We start from the raw sequence: 18,178 nt of genomic DNA, 5'->3' as shown, positions 1-18,178 counted from the left end.
GGAGGGGCGTCGGGGATGAGCACCAAGGACTTCATCGAGAAGGACTTCTACAAGGTCCTCGGCGTCCCCAAGGACGCCACCGAGGCCGAGATCAAGAAGGCGTACCGGAAGCTTGCCCGCGAGTTCCACCCGGACGCCAACAAGGGCAACGCCAAGGCGGAGGAGCGTTTCAAGGAGATCTCCGAGGCGAACGACGTCCTCGGCGACCCCAAGAAGCGCAAGGAGTACGACGAGGCCCGCGCCCTCTTCGGCAACGGCGGCTTCCGTCCCGGACCCGGGGCGGGCGGCTCCTTCAACTTCGACCTGGGGGACCTCTTCGGCGGTAGCCAGAGCGGCGGCGCCGGAGGGGGTTTCGGCGGTGGTCTCGGTGACGTCTTCGGGGGCCTGTTCAACCGCGGCGGCGGCGCGGGCACGCGTACGCAGCCGCGGCGCGGCCAGGACATCGAGTCCGAGGTCACGCTGAGCTTCACCGAAGCGGTGGACGGCGCGACCGTACCGCTGCGCATGTCCTCGCAGGCGCCCTGCAAGGCCTGTTCGGGCACCGGCGACAAGAACGGCACGCCGCGCGTGTGCCCGACCTGCGTCGGCACCGGCCAGGTGGCCCGGGGCTCCGGGGGAGGCTTCTCCCTCACGGACCCCTGCCCGGACTGCAAGGGCCGCGGTCTGATCGCGGAGAACCCGTGCGAGGTCTGCAAGGGCAGCGGACGGGCGAAGTCGTCGCGGACGATGCAGGTCCGCATCCCGGCCGGGGTGTCCGACGGGCAGCGCATCCGGCTGCGCGGCAAGGGCACACCGGGCGAGCGGGGCGGCCCGGCCGGCGACCTGTACGTCGTCGTACACGTGGATCCGCACCCCGTCTTCGGCCGCAAGGACGACAACCTGACGGTGACCGTGCCGGTGACGTTCGCGGAGGCGACGCTCGGCGCCGACATCCGGGTGCCCACCCTCGGCGGTCCCCCGGTGACGCTGAAGCTGCCCCCGGGCACGCCCAACGGGCGCACGATGCGCGCCCGGGGCAAGGGTGCGGTCCGCAAGGACGGCACCCGCGGCGACCTGCTGGTCACCGTCGAGGTGAGTGTCCCCACGGACCTGTCGGGGAAGGCTCGTGACGCGCTGGAGGCGTATCGCGAGGCAACGGCGGGCGAGGACCCGCGGGCGGAGCTGTTCCAGGCCGCGAAGGGAGCATGACGAGATGGACGGCCGTCGACGCAACCCGTACGAACTGACCGAGGAGACCCCGGTCTACGTCATCTCGGTGGCGGCCCAGCTCTCCGGTCTGCACCCGCAGACGCTGCGCCAGTACGACCGCCTGGGGCTCGTGTCCCCGGACCGCACCGCGGGCCGGGGGCGGCGCTACTCGGCCCGCGACATCGAACTGCTCCGCCAGGTGCAGCAGTTGTCGCAGGACGAAGGCATCAACCTGGCCGGCATCAAGCGCATCATCGAACTGGAGAACCAGGTCGCCGCGCTCCAGTCCCGTGTCGCGGAGCTTCAGGACGCGCTGGACGGCGCGGCGGTGGCGATGCGCCAGCGCGAGGCGGCGGTGCACGCCTCGTACCGCCGCGACCTGGTGCCGTACCAGGAGGTCCAGCAGACCAGCGCGCTGGTGGTGTGGCGGCCCAAGCGGCAGCAGACGTCGGACTGACAGCTACTGGCTGGAGGGGCCCGGAGGTCGGGAGATCTCCGGGCCCCTTGCGCTGTGGCTCAGGGTCCGCTCAGGCCGTCGGCCGGTCCACCTCCTCAAGCGAGTGCGTGACGGACGCGGAGGCGTGTGACCTTGATCACTCCGAGTGACCGGATGAACACTCCCGTGTGCCAATGGAGTTGACTGACCGTCGGTCGCCGGAAGGGTGCAGGCGACGGGCGGAATCTTCATCGAACGAAGGTTTGGGAAACTCCCCCGCACCAGACTCTCTTGGTCTTCACTTGACTTCTACAGAGATGCTGTTGCCATCTCGTTAACCCGTAGTCCTTGACGCTGCATACCGTCGCCGCGTTGGCTTTCAGCCACCTGGGTCGCAATGCTGCTCCCCCGCCCGGAAGGCACCTGATGTGATTGCTCGTACCACCCGTAGGACCGCTGTGCGTCGTACGGCCATAGCCCTGGCCGCTTCCGTGTCGGCCGTCTCGCTCGCCGCGTGCGGCGTCATCGACGGAGTCGGCGGGAGCAGCAGCTCCGCGACCCCGAAGAAGGGCAACGACATCACGGTGGGGCTCCTTCTGCCCGAGAAGGAGAACCCTCGGTACGACAAGTTCGACTACCCCATCATCAGGAAGCAGGTGCTGTCCCTCACCAGCAACAAGGGCAAGGTGGTCTACGCCAACGCCGACGCGGACGCGGCCAAGCAGAGCGCGCAGCTCGACCAGATGATCGCCGACAAGGTGGATGTGCTCCTGGTGGACGCGGTGGACTCCAAGGCCATCGCGCCGGGCGTGAAGAAGGCCAAGGACGCCGGTATCCCGGTCATCGCCTACGACCGGCTCGCGCAGGGCCCGATCGACGCCTACATCTCCTTCGACAACGAACTGGTCGGCCAGGTGCAGGGCCGCGCGCTCGTCGAGGCGCTCGGCACCAAGGCCTCGACCAGCAAGATCGTCATGATGAACGGCTCGCCGACCGACCCGAACGCTGCGCAGTTCAAGAAGGGCGCGCTGAGCGAGCTCAACGGCAAGGTCAACATCGTCAAGACGTACGACACCAAGGACTGGAAGCCGGAGAACGCCAAGGCGAACATGGCCGAGGCGATCCGGGCCATCGGGCTGAACAACATCGCGGCGGTCTACTCCGCGAACGACGGCATGGCCGGTGCCGTCATCGACGCGATGAAGGAGGCGGGCATCAACACCGTCCCGCCGGTGACCGGACAGGACGCGGCTCTGGACGCGGTGCAGCGGATCGTCGCGGGCGAGCAGTACATGAGCGTGTACAAGTCGTACCCGCAGGAGGCGAACAACGCCGCGGAGATGGCGGTGGCCAAGGTCCAGGGCCGCTCCATCGAGTTCGACGCGCTCACCCGCGACAAGGTCGACAGCCCGACGGAGACGAAGATCCCGTCGATGCTGGTGCCGGTGGTCGCCCTCACCAAGGACAACATCAAGGACACGGTGATCACGGACGAGATCTACACCGTCAAGGACATCTGCACCGCGAAGTACAAGGCGGCCTGCGCGGCGATCGGCCTGAAGTAGCGGGTGGGGCCCGGGCGGGCACCGGATGCCCGCCCGCCCGTTCGCTCAGTACGGGGAGGGTTTCACGCCACCCGCGTGAACTCCACCGTCACCTCGGGCGGGCCCCCGGCCACGCCTCGGTACACCCCCTTGTGCGGGGTGACGTCGTCGTAGTCGCGACCGCGCCCCACCACCACGTGTGACCCGTCGGCGCGGGTGCGGTTCGTGGGGTCATAGCCCGTCCAGTCGCCGGCCCAGTACTCGATCCATGCATGGCTCTGGCCGGCCACCGGGCGGTGGAGCTCGGCCTCGCGTTCCGGGTGGAGGTAGCCGGAGACATAGCGGGTCGGCAGGCCGAGGCCGCGCAGCATCGCCGACGTGAGGTGGGTGATGTCCTGGCAGACTCCGGCGCCCTGCTCCCACGCCTGCGCCGCGCTCGTGTTGACGCCGGTCGCGCCGGGGACGTACGACACCCTGTCCGCGACCAGCGCCGACACCGCTGTGGCCGTCTCGTGCGGATCCAGGCCCGCTGCCGTCTCACGGGCGTGGTCGAGGAGTTCCTGTGGGATCGCCGTGCGGGGGGTCGGCGTCGCGTACTCCAGGAGACGCGAGTTCGCCGTCGCCTCGCGCAGCTCCGGCCAGGTGGGCGGCACCGATGGCCCGTCCGTGGGCACCGTCTCCACCAGGCTGGAGGCCGTGATCGTCAGGTGGTCGTGGGGTTCCATCAGGTCGAAGCCCGTCACCTGGGTGCCCCAGTAGTCCCAGTACGACCACGTCGGGGTCGACGGGTTGACCAGGACGCGGGCGTCCAGCGTCGTCTGGCCGGGCAGGGTCAGGGGCGTCATACGGACCTCGTTGTGCGACGAGGCCGCGGGCTGTGCGTACGAGACGCGCGTCGTGTGCTTGATGCGGAGTCGGCGTGCCACGGCTGCCTCACGCTCCTTCCTGGGCCCACTCGACGGGCCCCTGGTACGGGAAGAACTTCTCCGCCACGGCGTCCGCGGAGGCCATGCACGCCTGTTGCAGGTCCCGCAGCAGCATCGGCAGCCCGTCCTCCAGGGCGAGCGAGTCCAGGTATTCGAGGCGGGTGCGCATCCGGCCGATCGGGCGGCGCGCGGGGTCCTGGCGGGGCCGGCCCAGTGCCTCCAGGCACTCCTCGGCCGTCGTCAGCGCGTGCAGCACCGAACGCGGGAACGCTCGGTCCAGGAGCAGGAATTCAGCGACGCGCGGGGTGTCGCCGAAGCCGCTGTACGTCCGCGCGTACGCCTCGTCCGCGCCGCTCGCGCTCAGCAGCGTCGGCCAGTCCGGGGCATGGGCGGCGTCGAGGACCCGTACGGCCAGCAGCCGGACCGTCATGTCCACCCGCTCCAGGCTCCGGCCGAGCACCACGAACCGCCAGCTGTCGTCCCGGCTCATCGTGGAGTCGGCCAGGCCGAAGAACAGGGCCGCGCGGCGGCGCACCAGCTCCAGGTATGCGTACGGGCCCGTGCGGCGCGCGGCCGTCCGCTGGTCGGCGAGCGCGTGCCAGGTGGAGTTCAGGCACTCCCACATCTCGGACGAGACGGCTTCCCGTGCACTGCGGGCGTTCAGGCGTGCCGCGCCGAGCGCGCCCTCGATCGAGCCCGTCGAGCGCGCGTCGAAGGCCAGCTGCTCCAGCACCTGCTGCATGTCCACCGGCCGGTCACCGGCGTCCACGCCCAGGATCGCGTACAGCGACCGGCAGGCCGCGTCCTCGTCGCGCCAGGGGTCCTCGAGCAGGCGGTGCAGATACGCGTCGAGAATGCGGCCCGTCGCGTCCGCCCGCTCGACGTAGCGGCCCGTCCAGGTGAGGGCCTCGGCTATCCGGGAGAGGATCACATCGTTCACTGCTGTGCTCCTTCCTGTACGACGGCGGGGGTGCCGTCGGGTCCGAGCTGTCGCGGTGCCTTCTCGGGCGGGGGGACGTCGGCCACGACGGTGGGCGGCTGGGCCGGGCCCTCCGCGAGCACCCAGGTGTCCTTGGAGCCGCCGCCCTGGCTGGAGTTGACGATGAGGTTGCCCTCCTGGAGCGCGACACGGGTGAGGCCGCCGGGCAGTACCCAGACGTCTGTGCCGTCGTTCACGGCGAACGGGCGCAGATCGATATGGCGCGGCGCCATGCGCTCGCCCGCCAGGGTGGGTGAGGTGGACAGGGCCACGGGCCGCTGCGCGATCCAGCCGCGCGGATCGGCAGCGACGGCCCTGCGGGTGCGCTCCAGCGTTCCGGCGTCGGCCTTGGGTCCGATGACGATGCCCTGGCCGCCGGCCCCGTCGACCGGTTTGATGACGAGCTGGTCGATCTGGTCGAGCACCGCCTCCAACTGGCCCGGCTCGTCCGGACGGTACGACTCCACATTCGGCAGAATCGGTTCCTCGCCGAGGTAGTACCGGATCAGATCGGGTACGTAGGTATAGAGCAGCTTGTCGTCCGCGATGCCGTTGCCGACGGCGTTCGCGAGGGTGACGTTTCCGGCCGTCGCCGCGCTCATGATGCCCGGGCAGCCGATCACGGAGTCGGGCCGGAAGTGCAGCGGATCGAGGAAGTCGTCGTCGAGCCGTCGGTATACGACATGGACCGGCATTTCGCCCCGGGTTGTCCGCATCCACACCCGATTGCCGCGGCAGACCAGATCGTGCCCTTCGACCAGTTGCACACCCATCAGCCGGGCCAGCAGGGCGTGTTCGAAGTAGGCCGCGTTGTTGGGCCCGGGGGTGAGTACGACCACCCGCGGGTCGCCCACCCCGTCGGGTGCCGCCGCCCGCAGCGCGGCCAGCAGTTTCTGCGGGTAGCCGTCCACGGGCACGACGTGCTGCTCCGCGAAGAGCGAGGGGAAGACACGGGTCATCGCGCGCCGGTTCTCGATGACGTACGACACCCCGGACGGCACCCGTACGTTGTCCTCCAGCACCCTGAAATCGCCCTGCTCGTCGCGCACCAGGTCGATGCCGGCGACGTGGATGCGCACCCCGCCCGGTGGCTCCACCCCGTGCGCCGCCCGGTGGAAATGGGGGGAGTTGAGCAGCAGCCGCCAGGGCACCACCCCGTCCTCGAAGGCGCGGCAGGGCCCGTAGGCGTCCGCCAGGTAGGCCTCCAACGCCCGTACCCGCTGGGCGACTCCGCGCCGGATCAGGTCCCACTCCAGGGCGTCCAGGATCCTCGGCACCAGGTCCAGCGGCCAGGGTCGCTCCTCGCCCGCGAAGGCGTACGTCACTCCGCGGTCGGTGAAGGCACGGGCCATCTGGTCGGCCCTGAACCGCAGTTCACCCGGCTCGATCGGCTGCAGTGCGGCCAGTACCGGTTCATAGGCGGTCCTGACTTCACCCGGCCGCTCAAACATCTCGTCCCACGCGTCGGCCAACGCGTACGCGTCAAATATGTCCGCCATGGCCTGACGTTAAGTGCGGCACGTAACACCCCGATCACTCGGTGATTTCCGGTTGCGCACACGATCGTGGGCCGGGGTGCGGGCGCCACCTCCGTCAACTTGCTGCAACGGAACTTCCGGAGGTGGGAAGAATCCGGGATGTTCCCGGTGAATGCGGGGCGTTGGGGCGGCGGAGCCGTGTTGCGGAGGCGGGCGGGTCCGCGCATAGTTGCGCTGCGAAGGCGTGCGGGGCGCGGCGCAAACGAGTGAGGGTCCCGGCGCGCGTGAGGGACGTCGCTGGTGAGCTGTATCGCGCAGGACGCTGGAGCCAGGGGTGGAAGATGGCCGGGCACGGGACGGATGCGCATCCGCACGGCGCTGACCGGCTCTGCGAGGCCGGGAACCGCGTGTACTCCCGGGCCGTACGCCGGGGCCGGGTGCCCCGCGCCGATGCCGAGCCGGTGCCCTGCCTGCTGGAGCTGGCACTGCTGCACCCGGACCCCGACGACATGGACTGGCTGGTGCCGACCGCCCCGCAGGAGGTCATGACCCGGCTGCTGCGCGGAGTGCACGAGGAGGTCAGCGCGAGCCAGGCGCGGGTCGGTACGGCGGTGGCCGCGGTCGAGTGGTACGCCGGGCTCGGCGGCTGTGAGCGCGGCCCGGCGGAGGGCGCGGCGATCCGCGTCCTGGACGGGCTGTCGCGGATCCGCGCCGCCATGGACGAGGCGACGGAGCGGTGCACGTCCGAGGTGCTGACGGTGCAGCCGGGTGGTATCCGCCGGGAGGACGAACTCTCCGAGGGACTGCACCGGGCGATGGAGATGCGCCGCCGGGGCGTCCGCATGCGCGACCTGTACACGCACGTGGCCCGGCACGGCCAGGGCCTGCACAACTACATGGAGATGATGGGGGACGCGGCTCAGGCGCGCACCCTGGACGAGGTGCCCGAGCGCCTGATCGTCTTCGACCGCTCGGTCGCCTTCATCCCGGCGAACCCGGACCGCACGATCGCGCTGGAGCTGCGCCATCCGGCGGTGATCGAGTATCTGGTGACGGTCTTCGAGCGCCTGTGGCGCCTGGCGGTCCCGCTCACCTCCCCGCTCCCGGAGACGGGCATCGACGGCATCACCCACCGGGAGCGCTCCATCGCGGCGCTGCTCGCCGAGGGTCACCAGGACGCGGTGGTCGCCGAACGCCTCGGTATCAGCGTCCGTACGTGCCGCGCGCACATCGCCCGCCTCTCGGAGACCCTGGGCGCGGCGAGCCGTGCCCAGCTCGGCGTCCGCATCGCTCAGGCGGGCCTGGACGGTCCCCTGCGCGCGCCGGAACTTCTCCGGGTCACCGCTCCTGGTGTTCCAGAATCCCCGACCGGCCTATGAGGTGACCGAGTTGCGCCCTGCTCCCGCTGCCCAGGGTGGCCGCGAGCTTGGCGGTGGGGGTACCTCCCTGCTCATGGGGGTCCCCCGGTCGAGCGAAGCCGAGAATGGGGGGAGAAGTCGAGAACTTGGGGGAGGACTCGGGCCGTGACGTTCATGCCGAGCCGGTCGGCGATGACGGTGTCGGTGTGGCCCTCGACGAGCAGGTCCGCGATGGCACGCCGGCGTGGTGTGATGCCGTCGGAGGAGGGGCGAGGGCCGGCCTCGGGGACATGGGTGCGGCGAGCCGCCACAGGCGGTCGAAGACCGTCACGAAGGAGCCGACGAGGGCCGGGCGGCGGACTTCCAGGGCGAGCCTGCGGTCCCGGCTCGCGGGGATGAAAGCGACGCGCGGTCCACTGTGAGGAGCCGCTCCGTGACCTCGTCCAGGATGCGGGCCTCCGCGTCGCCGCTGAGCCGTTCGTAACGGGCAAGCACCATGGGCGCGTGCGTGCCGCAGTGTGTGCCGGCAGAGGGTGCGGATGCGGCCGCCGCGGTCGAGCAGTGCCTGGTCGCGCGACAGGGCCACGGCGTGGATCTCGGGCGCCGGACGGGTGTGGCTGGTGTGGGGCTGGATGGCGAGGAGTTCGCCGGAGGCCGTGGTCATGGCCCGGGCGAGGGCGAGGTTGATGCCGTCGAGGCCGCTGAGCACGGTGATCGCGGGGGTGTCCGCGGCTCCCGTGAGCCGGCCGTCGATCCGCATGAGCGTCTCGAAGGTCCCGGCCGGCCTCTCCTCGCGCCTGCGCTCGACGCGATACGTTCCGCCGAGGTCTGCAGTAGCCGCTGAAGGGCGACGGCCGGGGCGACGGGCTCCGGCCTGCTTGTGTCCGTGACGGCCGGGTGCAGCAGACCGAAGTCGACCGGACAGGGGGCCGATTCGGCGTCATCAGGTGTCGCAGGATGCCCCGTCACTGGGGATGATCTTGCCCCGGAACCATATGATCCTGGCTCAGGATGCCCGACTGCGCTATGAGGTAGCCGAGTTGGGCGCGGCTGCCGCTGCCGAGGGCCGTGGCCAGCTTGGCTATGTGGGCGCGGCAGGTGCGCACGTTCATGCCCAGCCGGCGGGCGATGGCCTCGTCGACATGGCCCTCGACGAGGAGTTTGGCGATCGAGTGCTGGATGTCCGTGAGACCGTCGGGGGCGGTCTCGTACGGGGCGCCCACGCTGAGCGGGACCGCACGGTTCCACATGAACTCGAAGACCTTGATCAAGTAGCGGATGAGTCCCGGGTGGCGCAGTTCCAGCGCGACTTGCTGGTCGTCGCGGGTGGGGATGAAGGCGACGGTCTCGTCGCAGATGATGAGACGCTCCACCAGTTCGTCGATGGTGCGGTACTCGACCTTGCCGTCGATGAACCGCTCCACGTAGGACAGCTTCTCGGGGTTGTAGCGGGCCGTGTGCTGATAGAGCGTCCGGATCCGCACACCACGTTCGATCAGCGGGCGGTCGCGCTCCAGCCCCTGGATGAAGGTGCGTTCGGAGAAGCGGTTGCTCGGCTGGACCGTGAGCATCTCGGTCCGGCACTGGGCCGTGGCCAGGTCGAGCGCGGCGTTGATGCGGTCGCTGCCCTCCAGCACCGAGATGGAGTGCGTGGCCGCCGTCGTCTGGGCGCTGAGGGCCATGTATGGCTCGAATGCATGGGACAGTTCGATCGACCGCCGCCGGTGCTCGGCTATCTCCCGCTCTATGGGGTTGAGCCGCTGGGCGAGGGCGACCGCCGGAGGGGTGGGCCGAAGCCACTCCGGGTCGTCGGGATCGGGGTGGAGCAGGGCGAATTCCATCAGGCAGGGAGCCGGCTCCACCTCCGCGCGTGCGATACGTCCCGCCCGCAGCGCATTGGCATAAAGTCGGCCACCTTCCTCACACAGTTCGGTCACCGCATGGGGATGTGTCGCATTGGTCCGATTCGTTGTCAAATCTCCACCCCCCAGGGTCCTGAACATGCAGGAACATGATGCACCGATTGTGTGGCCATGACGTGCCCGAATGAGCCATCGTCGTATTCGACGGGGGAAGAGGGGACCTTCAAGTGAGGACGAAGCCGACTATGAGTAAGAGAGCGCTTCGATCGATACTTGTCGCCACCTTCTCCGCCGTTGTGGCCCTCGGCGTGCTGAGTGGCCTCACCGGTGCGAAGGGCGACGATCGGGCGGACAGCAGATGGCCGGCGGTAGCCGTGTCCACGGTATCCGTGGCCACGCCGGACGGTACCGGGAGCTGACGTGACCATTCCTCCCGACGACCGCTCGTTCCGGCGGGAAATGGCCACCGCCTACCGCTCCGGCTGGCACTTCATCGACCTGGTCACCGCCATCCCCCACAGCGGTGATTCGTTGATGGTGACCGTGTTCGGGGAGCCCGTCGTGGTGACCCGGGACGAGGAAGAGGACGTGCGGGCCTACCGGCTTCTGCGGCGGCCTCGGGGGGCGCCGCAGCCCGTGAGGTGCGCCATACGGTACGGAATGATCTTTGTGAACCTGGACCAGCGTGACCACCAGCTGGCCGAGCCGGAGAGCCCGGCAGTGAGGACTATCTCAGCCACCCCCCGCAGTGCCTGACGCGATTCCCCCGTCGCAACACATCGCGCAGGTGCTTCCCCCCGCAGCGGCGTCACCGTGACCTGAACACGGTGACGCCGCTGCAGTTTTCCGGGACATCTCCGGATATCGGCCGGTATGGACGGTGGCTGAAATCACTAGGGTCCCGGCAGTCCACGGCGAACCCCTCGGCGGTCGGGGTCAGCCGCGCCCCAGCGCCCGGGTGAGGGCTATCTCGATCACCACCCGTGACGGGTTCGGCCCCGGCGCCCGCCCGTAGCGCTCGGCATAGCGCCGCTCCGCCTCCGCGATCCGCTCCGGATCCGTCGAGACCGAGGCCCGGCCCTCCAGCGTCGCCCACCGCCGTCCGTCCACCTGGCAGACCGCGACCGGCGCCCCGTCCGCCCCCGCGGCCGTCACATGCCCCACCTTCGCGCTCGCCTTGTTGGTGATCACCCGAGCGAGGCGCGCCTCGGGGTCGTACGTCACTCCGACCGGAACGACGTGCGGGCTGCCGTCCGGGCGGAGGGTGGTCAGCGTGCACAGGTGCTTCTCCCGCCAGAACCTGAGGTATGAGGCGTCGGGCGCGCCCGGGTCTACGGAGTACGTGGTCATGGCTCCGGAACTTAGCCGTTCTCTCTCCCCTCCACTGCCTTGAGTGGAATAGACTCAACTTTGTGCAGGTTGCTCTAGTCAGAGTGAAGGACTTCAGCTGAGCGCGGGACGCAAGGAGGAGAACGCGAACGTGGACGCCGAGCTGACAAACAGGAGTCGGGACGCGATCAACGCGGCGAGCAACAGGGCCGTGTCTCAGGGGCACCCGGACCTCACCCCCGCCCACCTGCTCCTCGCGCTGCTCGAGGGGCAGGACAACGAGAACATCATCGACCTGCTGGCCGCCGTGGACGCCGACCAGGCCTCCGTGCGTGCCGGCGCCGAGCGGGTGCTCGCCGGTCTGCCCAGCGTGACCGGGTCGACCGTCGCGCCGCCCCAGCCCAACCGCGAGCTGCTCGCCGTGATCGCCGACGCGGGCAAGCGCGCCAAGGATCTCGGCGACGAGTACCTCTCCACCGAGCATCTGCTCATCGGCATCGCCGCGAAGGGGGGCGCCGCCGGCGACGTACTCTCCCAGCAGGGGGCGGACGCCAAAAAGCTCCTCGACGCGTTCCAGAAGAACAGGGGAGGACGCCGGGTGACGACCCCGGATCCGGAGGGCCAGTACAAGGCGCTCGAGAAGTTCGGCACCGACTTCACCGCTGCTGCCCGCGACGGCAAGCTCGACCCGGTCATCGGCCGGGACCAGGAGATCCGCCGCGTCGTCCAGGTGCTGTCCCGCCGTACCAAGAACAACCCGGTCCTCATCGGTGAGCCCGGCGTCGGCAAGACCGCCGTCGTGGAGGGGCTCGCCCAGCGGATCGTGAAGGGCGACGTGCCCGAGTCCCTCAAGAACAAGCGGCTGGTCGCGCTGGACCTGGGCGCCATGGTCGCGGGCGCCAAGTACCGGGGTGAGTTCGAGGAACGCCTGAAGACCGTCCTCGCCGAGATCAAGGACTCCGACGGGCAGATCATCACCTTCATCGACGAGCTGCACACCGTCGTGGGCGCGGGTGCGGGCGGCGACTCCGCCATGGACGCGGGCAACATGCTGAAGCCGATGCTGGCCCGCGGTGAGCTGCGCATGGTCGGCGCCACCACGCTCGACGAGTACCGCGAGCGGATCGAGAAGGACCCGGCGCTGGAGCGGCGCTTCCAGCAGGTGCTGGTCGCCGAGCCGACCGTCGAGGACACCATCGCGATCCTGCGCGGGCTCAAGGGCCGGTACGAGGCCCATCACAAGGTGCAGATCGCGGACAGCGCGCTGGTCGCCGCCGCCACCCTGTCCGACCGGTACATCACCTCCCGCTTCCTGCCCGACAAGGCCATCGACCTGGTCGACGAGTCGGCCTCCCGGCTGCGTATGGAGATCGACTCGTCCCCGGTCGAGATCGACGAGCTCCAGCGCGTCGTGGACCGGCTGCGCATGGAGGAGCTGGCGCTCGACAAGGAGACCGACGCCGCCTCGCGCGAGCGCCTGGAGAAGCTGCGCCGCGACCTCGCCGACAAGGAGGAGGAGCTGCGGGGCCTGACCGCCCGCTGGGAGAAGGAGAAGCAGTCCCTCAACCGCGTCGGTGAGCTGAAGGAGAAGCTCGACGACCTGCGCGGCCAGGCCGAACGGGCGCAGCGCGACGGCGACTTCGACACCGCGTCCAAGCTGCTGTACGGCGAGATCCCGGGCGTGGAGAAGGAGCTGGAGGCCGCCTCAGAGGCGGAGGAGGAGGCCGCCAAGGGCACGATGGTGAAGGACGAGGTCGGCTCCGACGACATCGCCGACGTCGTTGCCTCCTGGACCGGAATCCCCGCCGGACGCCTCCTGGAGGGCGAGACGCAGAAGCTGCTGCGTATGGAGGACGAGATCGGCAAGCGGCTCATCGGCCAGAGCGAGGCCGTGCGCGCGGTGTCGGACGCCGTCCGCCGCAGCCGGGCCGGTATCGCCGACCCGGACCGCCCGACCGGCTCGTTCCTCTTCCTCGGCCCCACCGGCGTCGGAAAGACCGAGCTGGCCAAGGCGCTCGCCGACTTCCTCTTCGATGACGAGCGGGCGATGGTCCGCATCGACATGTCGGAGTACAGCGAGAAGCACAGCGTCGCCCGGCTGGTCGGCGCCCCGCCCGGGTACGTCGGCTACGAGGAGGGCGGCCAGCTCACCGAGGCCGTACGCCGCCGCCCGTACAGCGTCGTACTGCTGGACGAGGTCGAGAAGGCCCACCCCGAGGTCTTCGACATCCTTCTGCAGGTGCTGGACGACGGCCGGCTGACGGACGGACAGGGCCGTACGGTCGACTTCCGCAACACCATCCTGATCCTCACCTCGAACCTGGGCAGCCAGTTCCTGGTGGACCCGATCCTCGGCGAGGCGGAGAAGAAGGAGCAGGTGCTGGAGGTCGTACGGGCGTCCTTCAAGCCGGAGTTCCTCAACCGGCTCGACGACCTGGTCGTCTTCTCGGCACTGCAGAAGGACGAACTCCAGCGGATCGCGCAGCTCCAGATCGACCGCCTCGCCAAGCGGCTGGCCGAACGGCGCCTGGCCCTGGACGTCACGCCCGAGGCCCTGGCCTGGCTCGCGGACGAGGGCAACGACCCGGCGTACGGCGCGCGCCCGCTGCGCCGCCTCGTCCAGACCGCCATCGGCGACCGCCTCGCCAGGGAGATCCTGGCCGGGGAGGTCAAGGACGGCGACACGGTCCGGGTGGACAGGTTCGGCGACGGACTGCTCGTGGGCCCGGCGACGGGCAAGACGCTGTAGGCAACGCAGGTGCCGGACGGCTTGAGCCCGGCAGGTGCGTACGGCCGTGCGTACGGCCCCCTTTTCCGGTGACCGGGGAAGGGGGCCGGGGCTTTCCCTGGCACCGGGGAGGGGCGGAGGTTTTCCCGGCGACCAGGAAGGGGCGGAGGTTTTCCCGGTCCGGTCCTTCGGACGGTACTGGGCCCAGGGCCGTGGGGGTACTCGGTGGAGTACGCCCGCCCAGGTGACCGGGTACGGCCGCCGGGATGACCGGATCGAGTCAGCCGAGGGCTGACACGACCCGTCGGGGGTTGCCACCCCCCTCCCCGGATGAGGGAGGATGGCGGAATCCGTACGAAGGGAAAAACACGGTGAGCATCGACCCGTCCTCGATTCCGAACTTCGGGGGCCAGCCCGAGCCACAGCCGCAAGGACCGGCGGGCCCCGTGGTTCCTGATCAGGACCTCGTGAAGCAGCTCCTGGACCAGATGGAGCTCAAGCACCTCGTCGACGAAGAGGGAGACCTCGTCGCGCCGTGGGAGCAGTTCCGTACGTACTTCATGTTCCGCGGCGAGGGTGACCAGCAGGTCTTCTCGGTGCGGACGTTCTACGACCGGCCGCACAAGATCGACGAGAAGCCGCAGCTGCTGGAGTCCATCGACGACTGGAACCGGCGCACCCTGTGGCCCAAGGTGTACAGCCACACGCACGACGACGGCACCGTCCGCCTCATCGGTGAGGCGCAGATGCTGATCGGTACGGGCGTCAGCCTGGAGCACTTCGTCTCGTCGACCGTCAGCTGGGTGCGGGCCGCCATCGAGTTCGACCGGTGGCTGGTCGAGCAGCTCGGTCTTGCGGAGGACGTCGACGACGTGGAGAAGCCCGAGGACGACGAGGAGTAGGCCCGTCCGCTACAGCGGCGACCGGGCCAGTACCACCAGATAGGCCCCATAGCTCAAGGAGAGCCCGGCCAGGGCACCCGCCACCACGGCGGCGTGCCAGGGCCGGGCTCTCGCTGTTCGCACCAGTGCCCGCGCCACCACGATCAGCAGCGGGAACGCGGGCAGCAGAAAGCGCGGCTTGGACTCGAAGAACCCGGAGCCGCCGAGCGTGATCAGCAGCAGGACCCCGCTGTAGACGACCAGCGGCAGCGGGGCGCGGTCCGCGAGCAGCAACGCGAAGAGCACCGTGCTCACCCCGGTGATCACCAGCGCCATCGGGAAGAGCAGCCGGGTGCCGTGCAGCAGCATGTGCTCGGTGAACCGCAGCGCGCCCTGTCCGAAGTCGAAGCGCGAGCCCCACAGCCGCTGCACCGTGAAATAGCCGCCGAGCGGATCACCCCGGCGATGGCCCACCCACAGCACGTAGCCGGCCCAGCCGAGCGGTGCGAGCGCCGCGCCCGTCCACAGCCTGTGGGAAACTCCGCGCCCGCGCGTCCGCCACACCTCCTGCGCCGCCGCGGCCAGGACCGCCGTGGCCACGGCGACGCCGTTGGGCCGGGACAGACCCGCGAGCGCCGCCAGCACGCCCGCCCACAGCCAGCGCCGGGTGAGGACCGCGTACAGCGACCAGGCGGCGAACGCGGTCAGCACGGGTTCCGTGTACGCCATCGACAGCACGACGGAGTGCGGGAGCAGGCCCCACAGGAGCACGAGGACGGTGGCGACGGCGCGGCCGTGCAGGTGGGCGCCGATGAGGTAGATCCCGTAGGCGGCGACCGCGGCGGCCGTCCACGACACCAGCAGTCCGGCCACGACACCGTCGAGCCGGGTGAGCCGGGTGAGGCCGTGGATCAGCCCCGGGTACAGCGGGAAGAACGCCAGATCGTTGTGGACGCCGGTCCGGTTGTACTCGATGCGGCCGTAGCCGTGGGCGGCGATCCGCAGGTACCAGACGGAGTCCCAGGAGCGCCCGAGCAGAAGCAGGGGCTGCTTTCCCGAGGACCGGGCGACGGCGGCGAGTAAGAGGCCGCCGCACACACGGGTGGCGACGAAGAGCCCGAGGGCGGCGACGGCCGTGGTCGGCAGCCGCCACCCGCCCCCGGCCGGACGGACACGTTCGCTGCTTCCCGGGCCCTTGACGGCAGGGGCCGGGATGGTACTGGCGTGGGTCACACCCGCACCATGCGTCGATCACGACCGATTTGCGAACTTGCGCGGCCGTGCGGGTGCGAATTCCCACGCCCAGACGCGCCGCTGGTCGCCCCGCGGGCCCATGGGACGGGGGCGCCTACGGCCGTTCGGGGGCCGTCCGTGCGTTCGTTCGGGGTGCGTGTGTGCGTCCGTTCGGGCGTCCGTCGGGCGACCCGTCCGGGCGTCTGTGGGGCGGCCGTCGTCCCCCGCGCCGGGCGACCGCCTGATACCCCTGGCGGTCGCGGTCGGCGACGACGCGGCGGGCAGCTGCCTGGCGGTTGTCCCGCGTACGTCCGACGCCCGTCGGCACGTCCGTTCGGGCGTCCGCCAGGCGTCCGTTCGGGGGTTCTTCCGGCGTCCGTTCGGGGCTCTTCCGGCGTCCGCCGGGGTTCGTCCAGGCGTCCGTTCGGCGGCCTCAGCCCGCCGACTTCTTCAGCCGCTGGACCGCCTCCTCCAGAACCTCCGTGCGTTTGCAGAAGGCGAAGCGCACGAACGGGGCACCGGCCTCGCGGTGGTCGTAGAAGACCGCGTTCGGGATGGCGACGACCCCCGCTCGCTCCGGCAGTGCGCGGCAGAAGGCGACGCCGTCGCTCTCGCCGAGGGGGCGGATGTCGGTGGTGATGAAGTACGTGCCCGAGGGCCGGAACACCTTGAAGCCCGTCTCCGTGAGCCCGGCCGCGAGCAGATCCCGCTTGGCCCGCATATCCGCGCGGAACGCCTCGAAGTACGTGTCCGGGAGCGCGAGCGCCTCGGCGACGGCGTACTGGAACGGCCCCGACGACACGTACGTCAGGAACTGCTTGGCCGAGCGCACCGCCGTGACGAGCCCGGGCGTGGCGGTCACCCAGCCGACCTTCCACCCCGTGAAGGAGAACGTCTTGCCGGCCGAGCCGATGGTGACCGTACGCTCACGCATGCCGGGCAGGGTCGCCAGCGGCACGTGCTCGGCGTCCTCGAAGACCAGGTGCTCGTACACCTCGTCGGTGACGACGAGCAGGTCGCGCTCGACGGCGAGGTCGGCGATCGCCCGCAGCTCCTCGCGGGTGAGCACGGTGCCGGTCGGGTTGTGCGGGGTGTTGATCAGCAGCAGCCGGGTGCGGTCGGTGACGGCTTCGCGCAGCTCGTCGAGGTCGAGCCGGAACGTGGCGCCCTCGGCGCCCTCCGCGCCTTCTTCGCAGTGTGCTCGCAGCGTGACCGGCACGCGCCTGCCGCCCGCCATCGCGATGCAGGCGGCGTACGAGTCGTAGTACGGCTCCAGGGCGATCACCTCGTCGCCGGGTTCGAGCAGCGCCAGCAGGGTCGCGGCGATCGCCTCGGTCGCGCCCGCCGTGACGAGGACCTCGGTGCCGGGGTCGTACGCGAGCCCGTACCGCCGCTGCTGGTGCGCGGCGATCGCGGCGCGCAGCTCTGGGATTCCGGGGCCCGGCGGGTACTGGTTGCCGTGCCCGTCACGCAGCGCCCGCACCGCGGCCTCACGGATCTCCTCGGGGCCGTCGGTGTCGGGGAAGCCCTGGCCGAGGTTGATGGATCCGGTGCTCACCGCGAGGGCCGACATCTCGGCGAAGATCGTCGTCCCGAACTCGGCGAGCCGGCGGTTGAGGAAAGGGCGCGCGCTGGAGGTCATGGCCGCCATCCTGCGCCGAAGCTCTGGACTTCCTCAACTCTGCTTTGACGGCCGGGACGCGGGGGCATCCCCCGTTCACGCAAGAACACAGAGGGACCCACGGGGGGTCGCTTCGGGGGATTCGAAAGGAGGGTGACGCCATGGTGATCGGCATCATCCTGACGGTCATAGGAGTCCTGTTCGTCGGGGCGCTCGTGGCCGGGGCCCGCAGAAAGAGGTACACCAAGCGCTACCGGCCCGGTCGCGCACACAGCGGCTCGGCCGGCGGACGCAGCCGCAGCAGCAGAGGAAACAGCGGCAGCAGTGGCGACGGGGGCAGCTGGTGGGCCGGGAGCGACGGCGGTTCGTCGTCGGGCGGGCACCACTCGGGCGGCCACCACTCCTGCGGCGGGGGCCACTCCTGCGGGGGTCACTCGTCCTGCGGGTCGTCCTGTGGCGGGGGCGGATGCGGCGGAGGCAGCTGACACGGGGCAGCCGAGCTCCGCGGGGGAAACGCATCCGGGTGCGCCGAGTGCCCGCCGGGAAGGTATTCCGGCGGGCACTCGGCCTGTCACCGGCATCACTCGGCACATCCCTCGACCGGGGGAGCGCGGG

Annotated in this window: 15 protein-coding genes and 1 pseudogene; 8 read left to right on the top strand and 8 right to left on the bottom strand. The window is 70.3% G+C overall.

Annotation, left to right across the window (positions count from 1 at the left end; all coding sequences use genetic code 11):
- The first annotated feature begins 15 nt into the window (after positions 1-15).
- The 3 genes from dnaJ to ABT186_RS14615 all read left to right on the top strand — a co-directional run bounded on the left by dnaJ (position 16) and on the right by ABT186_RS14615 (position 3,189).
- Positions 16-1,188: a molecular chaperone DnaJ gene (dnaJ, locus tag ABT186_RS14625; RefSeq protein WP_351234338.1), complete on the top strand. Its 1,173-nt coding sequence runs from the start codon at positions 16-18 to the stop codon at positions 1,186-1,188.
- A gap of 4 nt (positions 1,189-1,192) precedes the next feature.
- On the top strand, positions 1,193-1,645 hold the full coding sequence (locus ABT186_RS14620) for a heat shock protein transcriptional repressor HspR (protein WP_351234340.1): 453 nt from the start codon (positions 1,193-1,195) through the stop codon (positions 1,643-1,645).
- A 407-nt stretch (positions 1,646-2,052) separates the two neighbouring features.
- Positions 2,053-3,189, top strand: a complete 1,137-nt coding sequence (locus ABT186_RS14615) for a sugar ABC transporter substrate-binding protein (protein ID WP_351925254.1) — start codon at positions 2,053-2,055, stop codon at positions 3,187-3,189.
- 62 nt (positions 3,190-3,251) lie between these two features.
- Here the strand turns inward: ABT186_RS14615 and ABT186_RS14610 are convergent, their stop codons facing one another.
- The 3 genes from ABT186_RS14610 to ABT186_RS14600 are packed head-to-tail and all read right to left on the bottom strand — an operon-like array spanning position 3,252 to position 6,572.
- The gene (locus ABT186_RS14610) at positions 3,252-4,094 is read right to left on the bottom strand and encodes a transglutaminase family protein (RefSeq protein ID WP_351234344.1); all 843 of its coding nucleotides are present in this window, start codon (positions 4,092-4,094) and stop codon (positions 3,252-3,254) included.
- Positions 4,095-4,101: 7 nt separating this feature from the next.
- Positions 4,102-5,034, bottom strand: a complete 933-nt coding sequence (locus ABT186_RS14605; RefSeq protein ID WP_351234346.1) for an alpha-E domain-containing protein — start codon at positions 5,032-5,034, stop codon at positions 4,102-4,104.
- Positions 5,031-6,572 (bottom strand): circularly permuted type 2 ATP-grasp protein, encoded by a 1,542-nt coding sequence (locus ABT186_RS14600; RefSeq protein WP_351234348.1) that lies wholly within the window; start codon positions 6,570-6,572, stop codon positions 5,031-5,033. Before ABT186_RS14600 ends, ABT186_RS14605 begins: the two co-directional genes overlap by 4 nt.
- Before the next feature lie 320 nt (positions 6,573-6,892).
- Here ABT186_RS14600 and ABT186_RS14595 point away from each other — a divergent pair, with 320 nt between their 5' ends.
- Entirely contained in the window at positions 6,893-7,930 is a 1,038-nt protein-coding gene (locus tag ABT186_RS14595; protein WP_351234349.1) for a helix-turn-helix transcriptional regulator, read from the top strand.
- Here the strand turns inward: ABT186_RS14595 and ABT186_RS14590 are convergent.
- Positions 7,890-8,851 (bottom strand): annotated as a pseudogene (locus tag ABT186_RS14590) (helix-turn-helix transcriptional regulator); the annotation flags it as partial. The gene ABT186_RS14595 and the pseudogene ABT186_RS14590 sit on opposite strands and share 41 nt — an antisense overlap.
- A gap of 23 nt (positions 8,852-8,874) precedes the next feature.
- A complete protein-coding gene (locus ABT186_RS14585; protein ID WP_351234351.1) occupies positions 8,875-9,912 on the bottom strand; it encodes a helix-turn-helix transcriptional regulator in 1,038 nt (345 codons plus the stop codon).
- Between the two features lie 279 nt (positions 9,913-10,191).
- Here ABT186_RS14585 and ABT186_RS14580 point away from each other — a divergent pair, with 279 nt between their 5' ends.
- Positions 10,192-10,527 (top strand): hypothetical protein, encoded by a 336-nt coding sequence (locus ABT186_RS14580; RefSeq protein ID WP_351234353.1) that lies wholly within the window; start codon positions 10,192-10,194, stop codon positions 10,525-10,527.
- Between the two features lie 180 nt (positions 10,528-10,707).
- On the opposite strand, the gene ABT186_RS14575 is transcribed toward ABT186_RS14580, so the two are convergent.
- Positions 10,708-11,121, bottom strand: a complete 414-nt coding sequence (locus ABT186_RS14575; protein WP_351925252.1) for a pyridoxamine 5'-phosphate oxidase family protein — start codon at positions 11,119-11,121, stop codon at positions 10,708-10,710.
- 130 nt (positions 11,122-11,251) lie between these two features.
- On the opposite strand from ABT186_RS14575, the gene clpB reads away from it, so the two are divergent.
- Positions 11,252-13,849: an ATP-dependent chaperone ClpB gene (clpB, locus tag ABT186_RS14570; RefSeq protein ID WP_351223015.1), complete on the top strand. Its 2,598-nt coding sequence runs from the start codon at positions 11,252-11,254 to the stop codon at positions 13,847-13,849.
- 350 nt (positions 13,850-14,199) lie between these two features.
- Positions 14,200-14,730, top strand: a complete 531-nt coding sequence (locus ABT186_RS14565; protein WP_351223017.1) for a YbjN domain-containing protein — start codon at positions 14,200-14,202, stop codon at positions 14,728-14,730.
- A gap of 9 nt (positions 14,731-14,739) precedes the next feature.
- Here the strand turns inward: ABT186_RS14565 and ABT186_RS14560 are convergent, their stop codons facing one another.
- Together ABT186_RS14560 and ABT186_RS14555 are read right to left on the bottom strand one after the other, a co-directional pair.
- The gene (locus tag ABT186_RS14560) at positions 14,740-15,942 is read right to left on the bottom strand and encodes a mannosyltransferase family protein (RefSeq protein WP_351223019.1); all 1,203 of its coding nucleotides are present in this window, start codon (positions 15,940-15,942) and stop codon (positions 14,740-14,742) included.
- A gap of 433 nt (positions 15,943-16,375) precedes the next feature.
- Positions 16,376-17,593: a pyridoxal phosphate-dependent aminotransferase gene (locus ABT186_RS14555; protein ID WP_351223021.1), complete on the bottom strand. Its 1,218-nt coding sequence runs from the start codon at positions 17,591-17,593 to the stop codon at positions 16,376-16,378.
- A 131-nt stretch (positions 17,594-17,724) separates the two neighbouring features.
- Here ABT186_RS14555 and ABT186_RS14550 point away from each other — a divergent pair, with 131 nt between their 5' ends.
- On the top strand, positions 17,725-18,048 hold the full coding sequence (locus ABT186_RS14550) for a hypothetical protein (RefSeq protein WP_351223023.1): 324 nt from the start codon (positions 17,725-17,727) through the stop codon (positions 18,046-18,048).
- Positions 18,049-18,178 lie beyond the last annotated feature (130 nt).

Source organism: Streptomyces sp. NPDC001634 (genome assembly GCF_040298185.1).
In the GTDB taxonomy this organism is placed as follows: Bacteria; Actinomycetota; Actinomycetes; order Streptomycetales; family Streptomycetaceae; genus Streptomyces.
The sequence above is the reverse complement of the archived record's forward strand: the minus strand, read 5'-3'. Positions and strand labels throughout refer to the sequence as shown.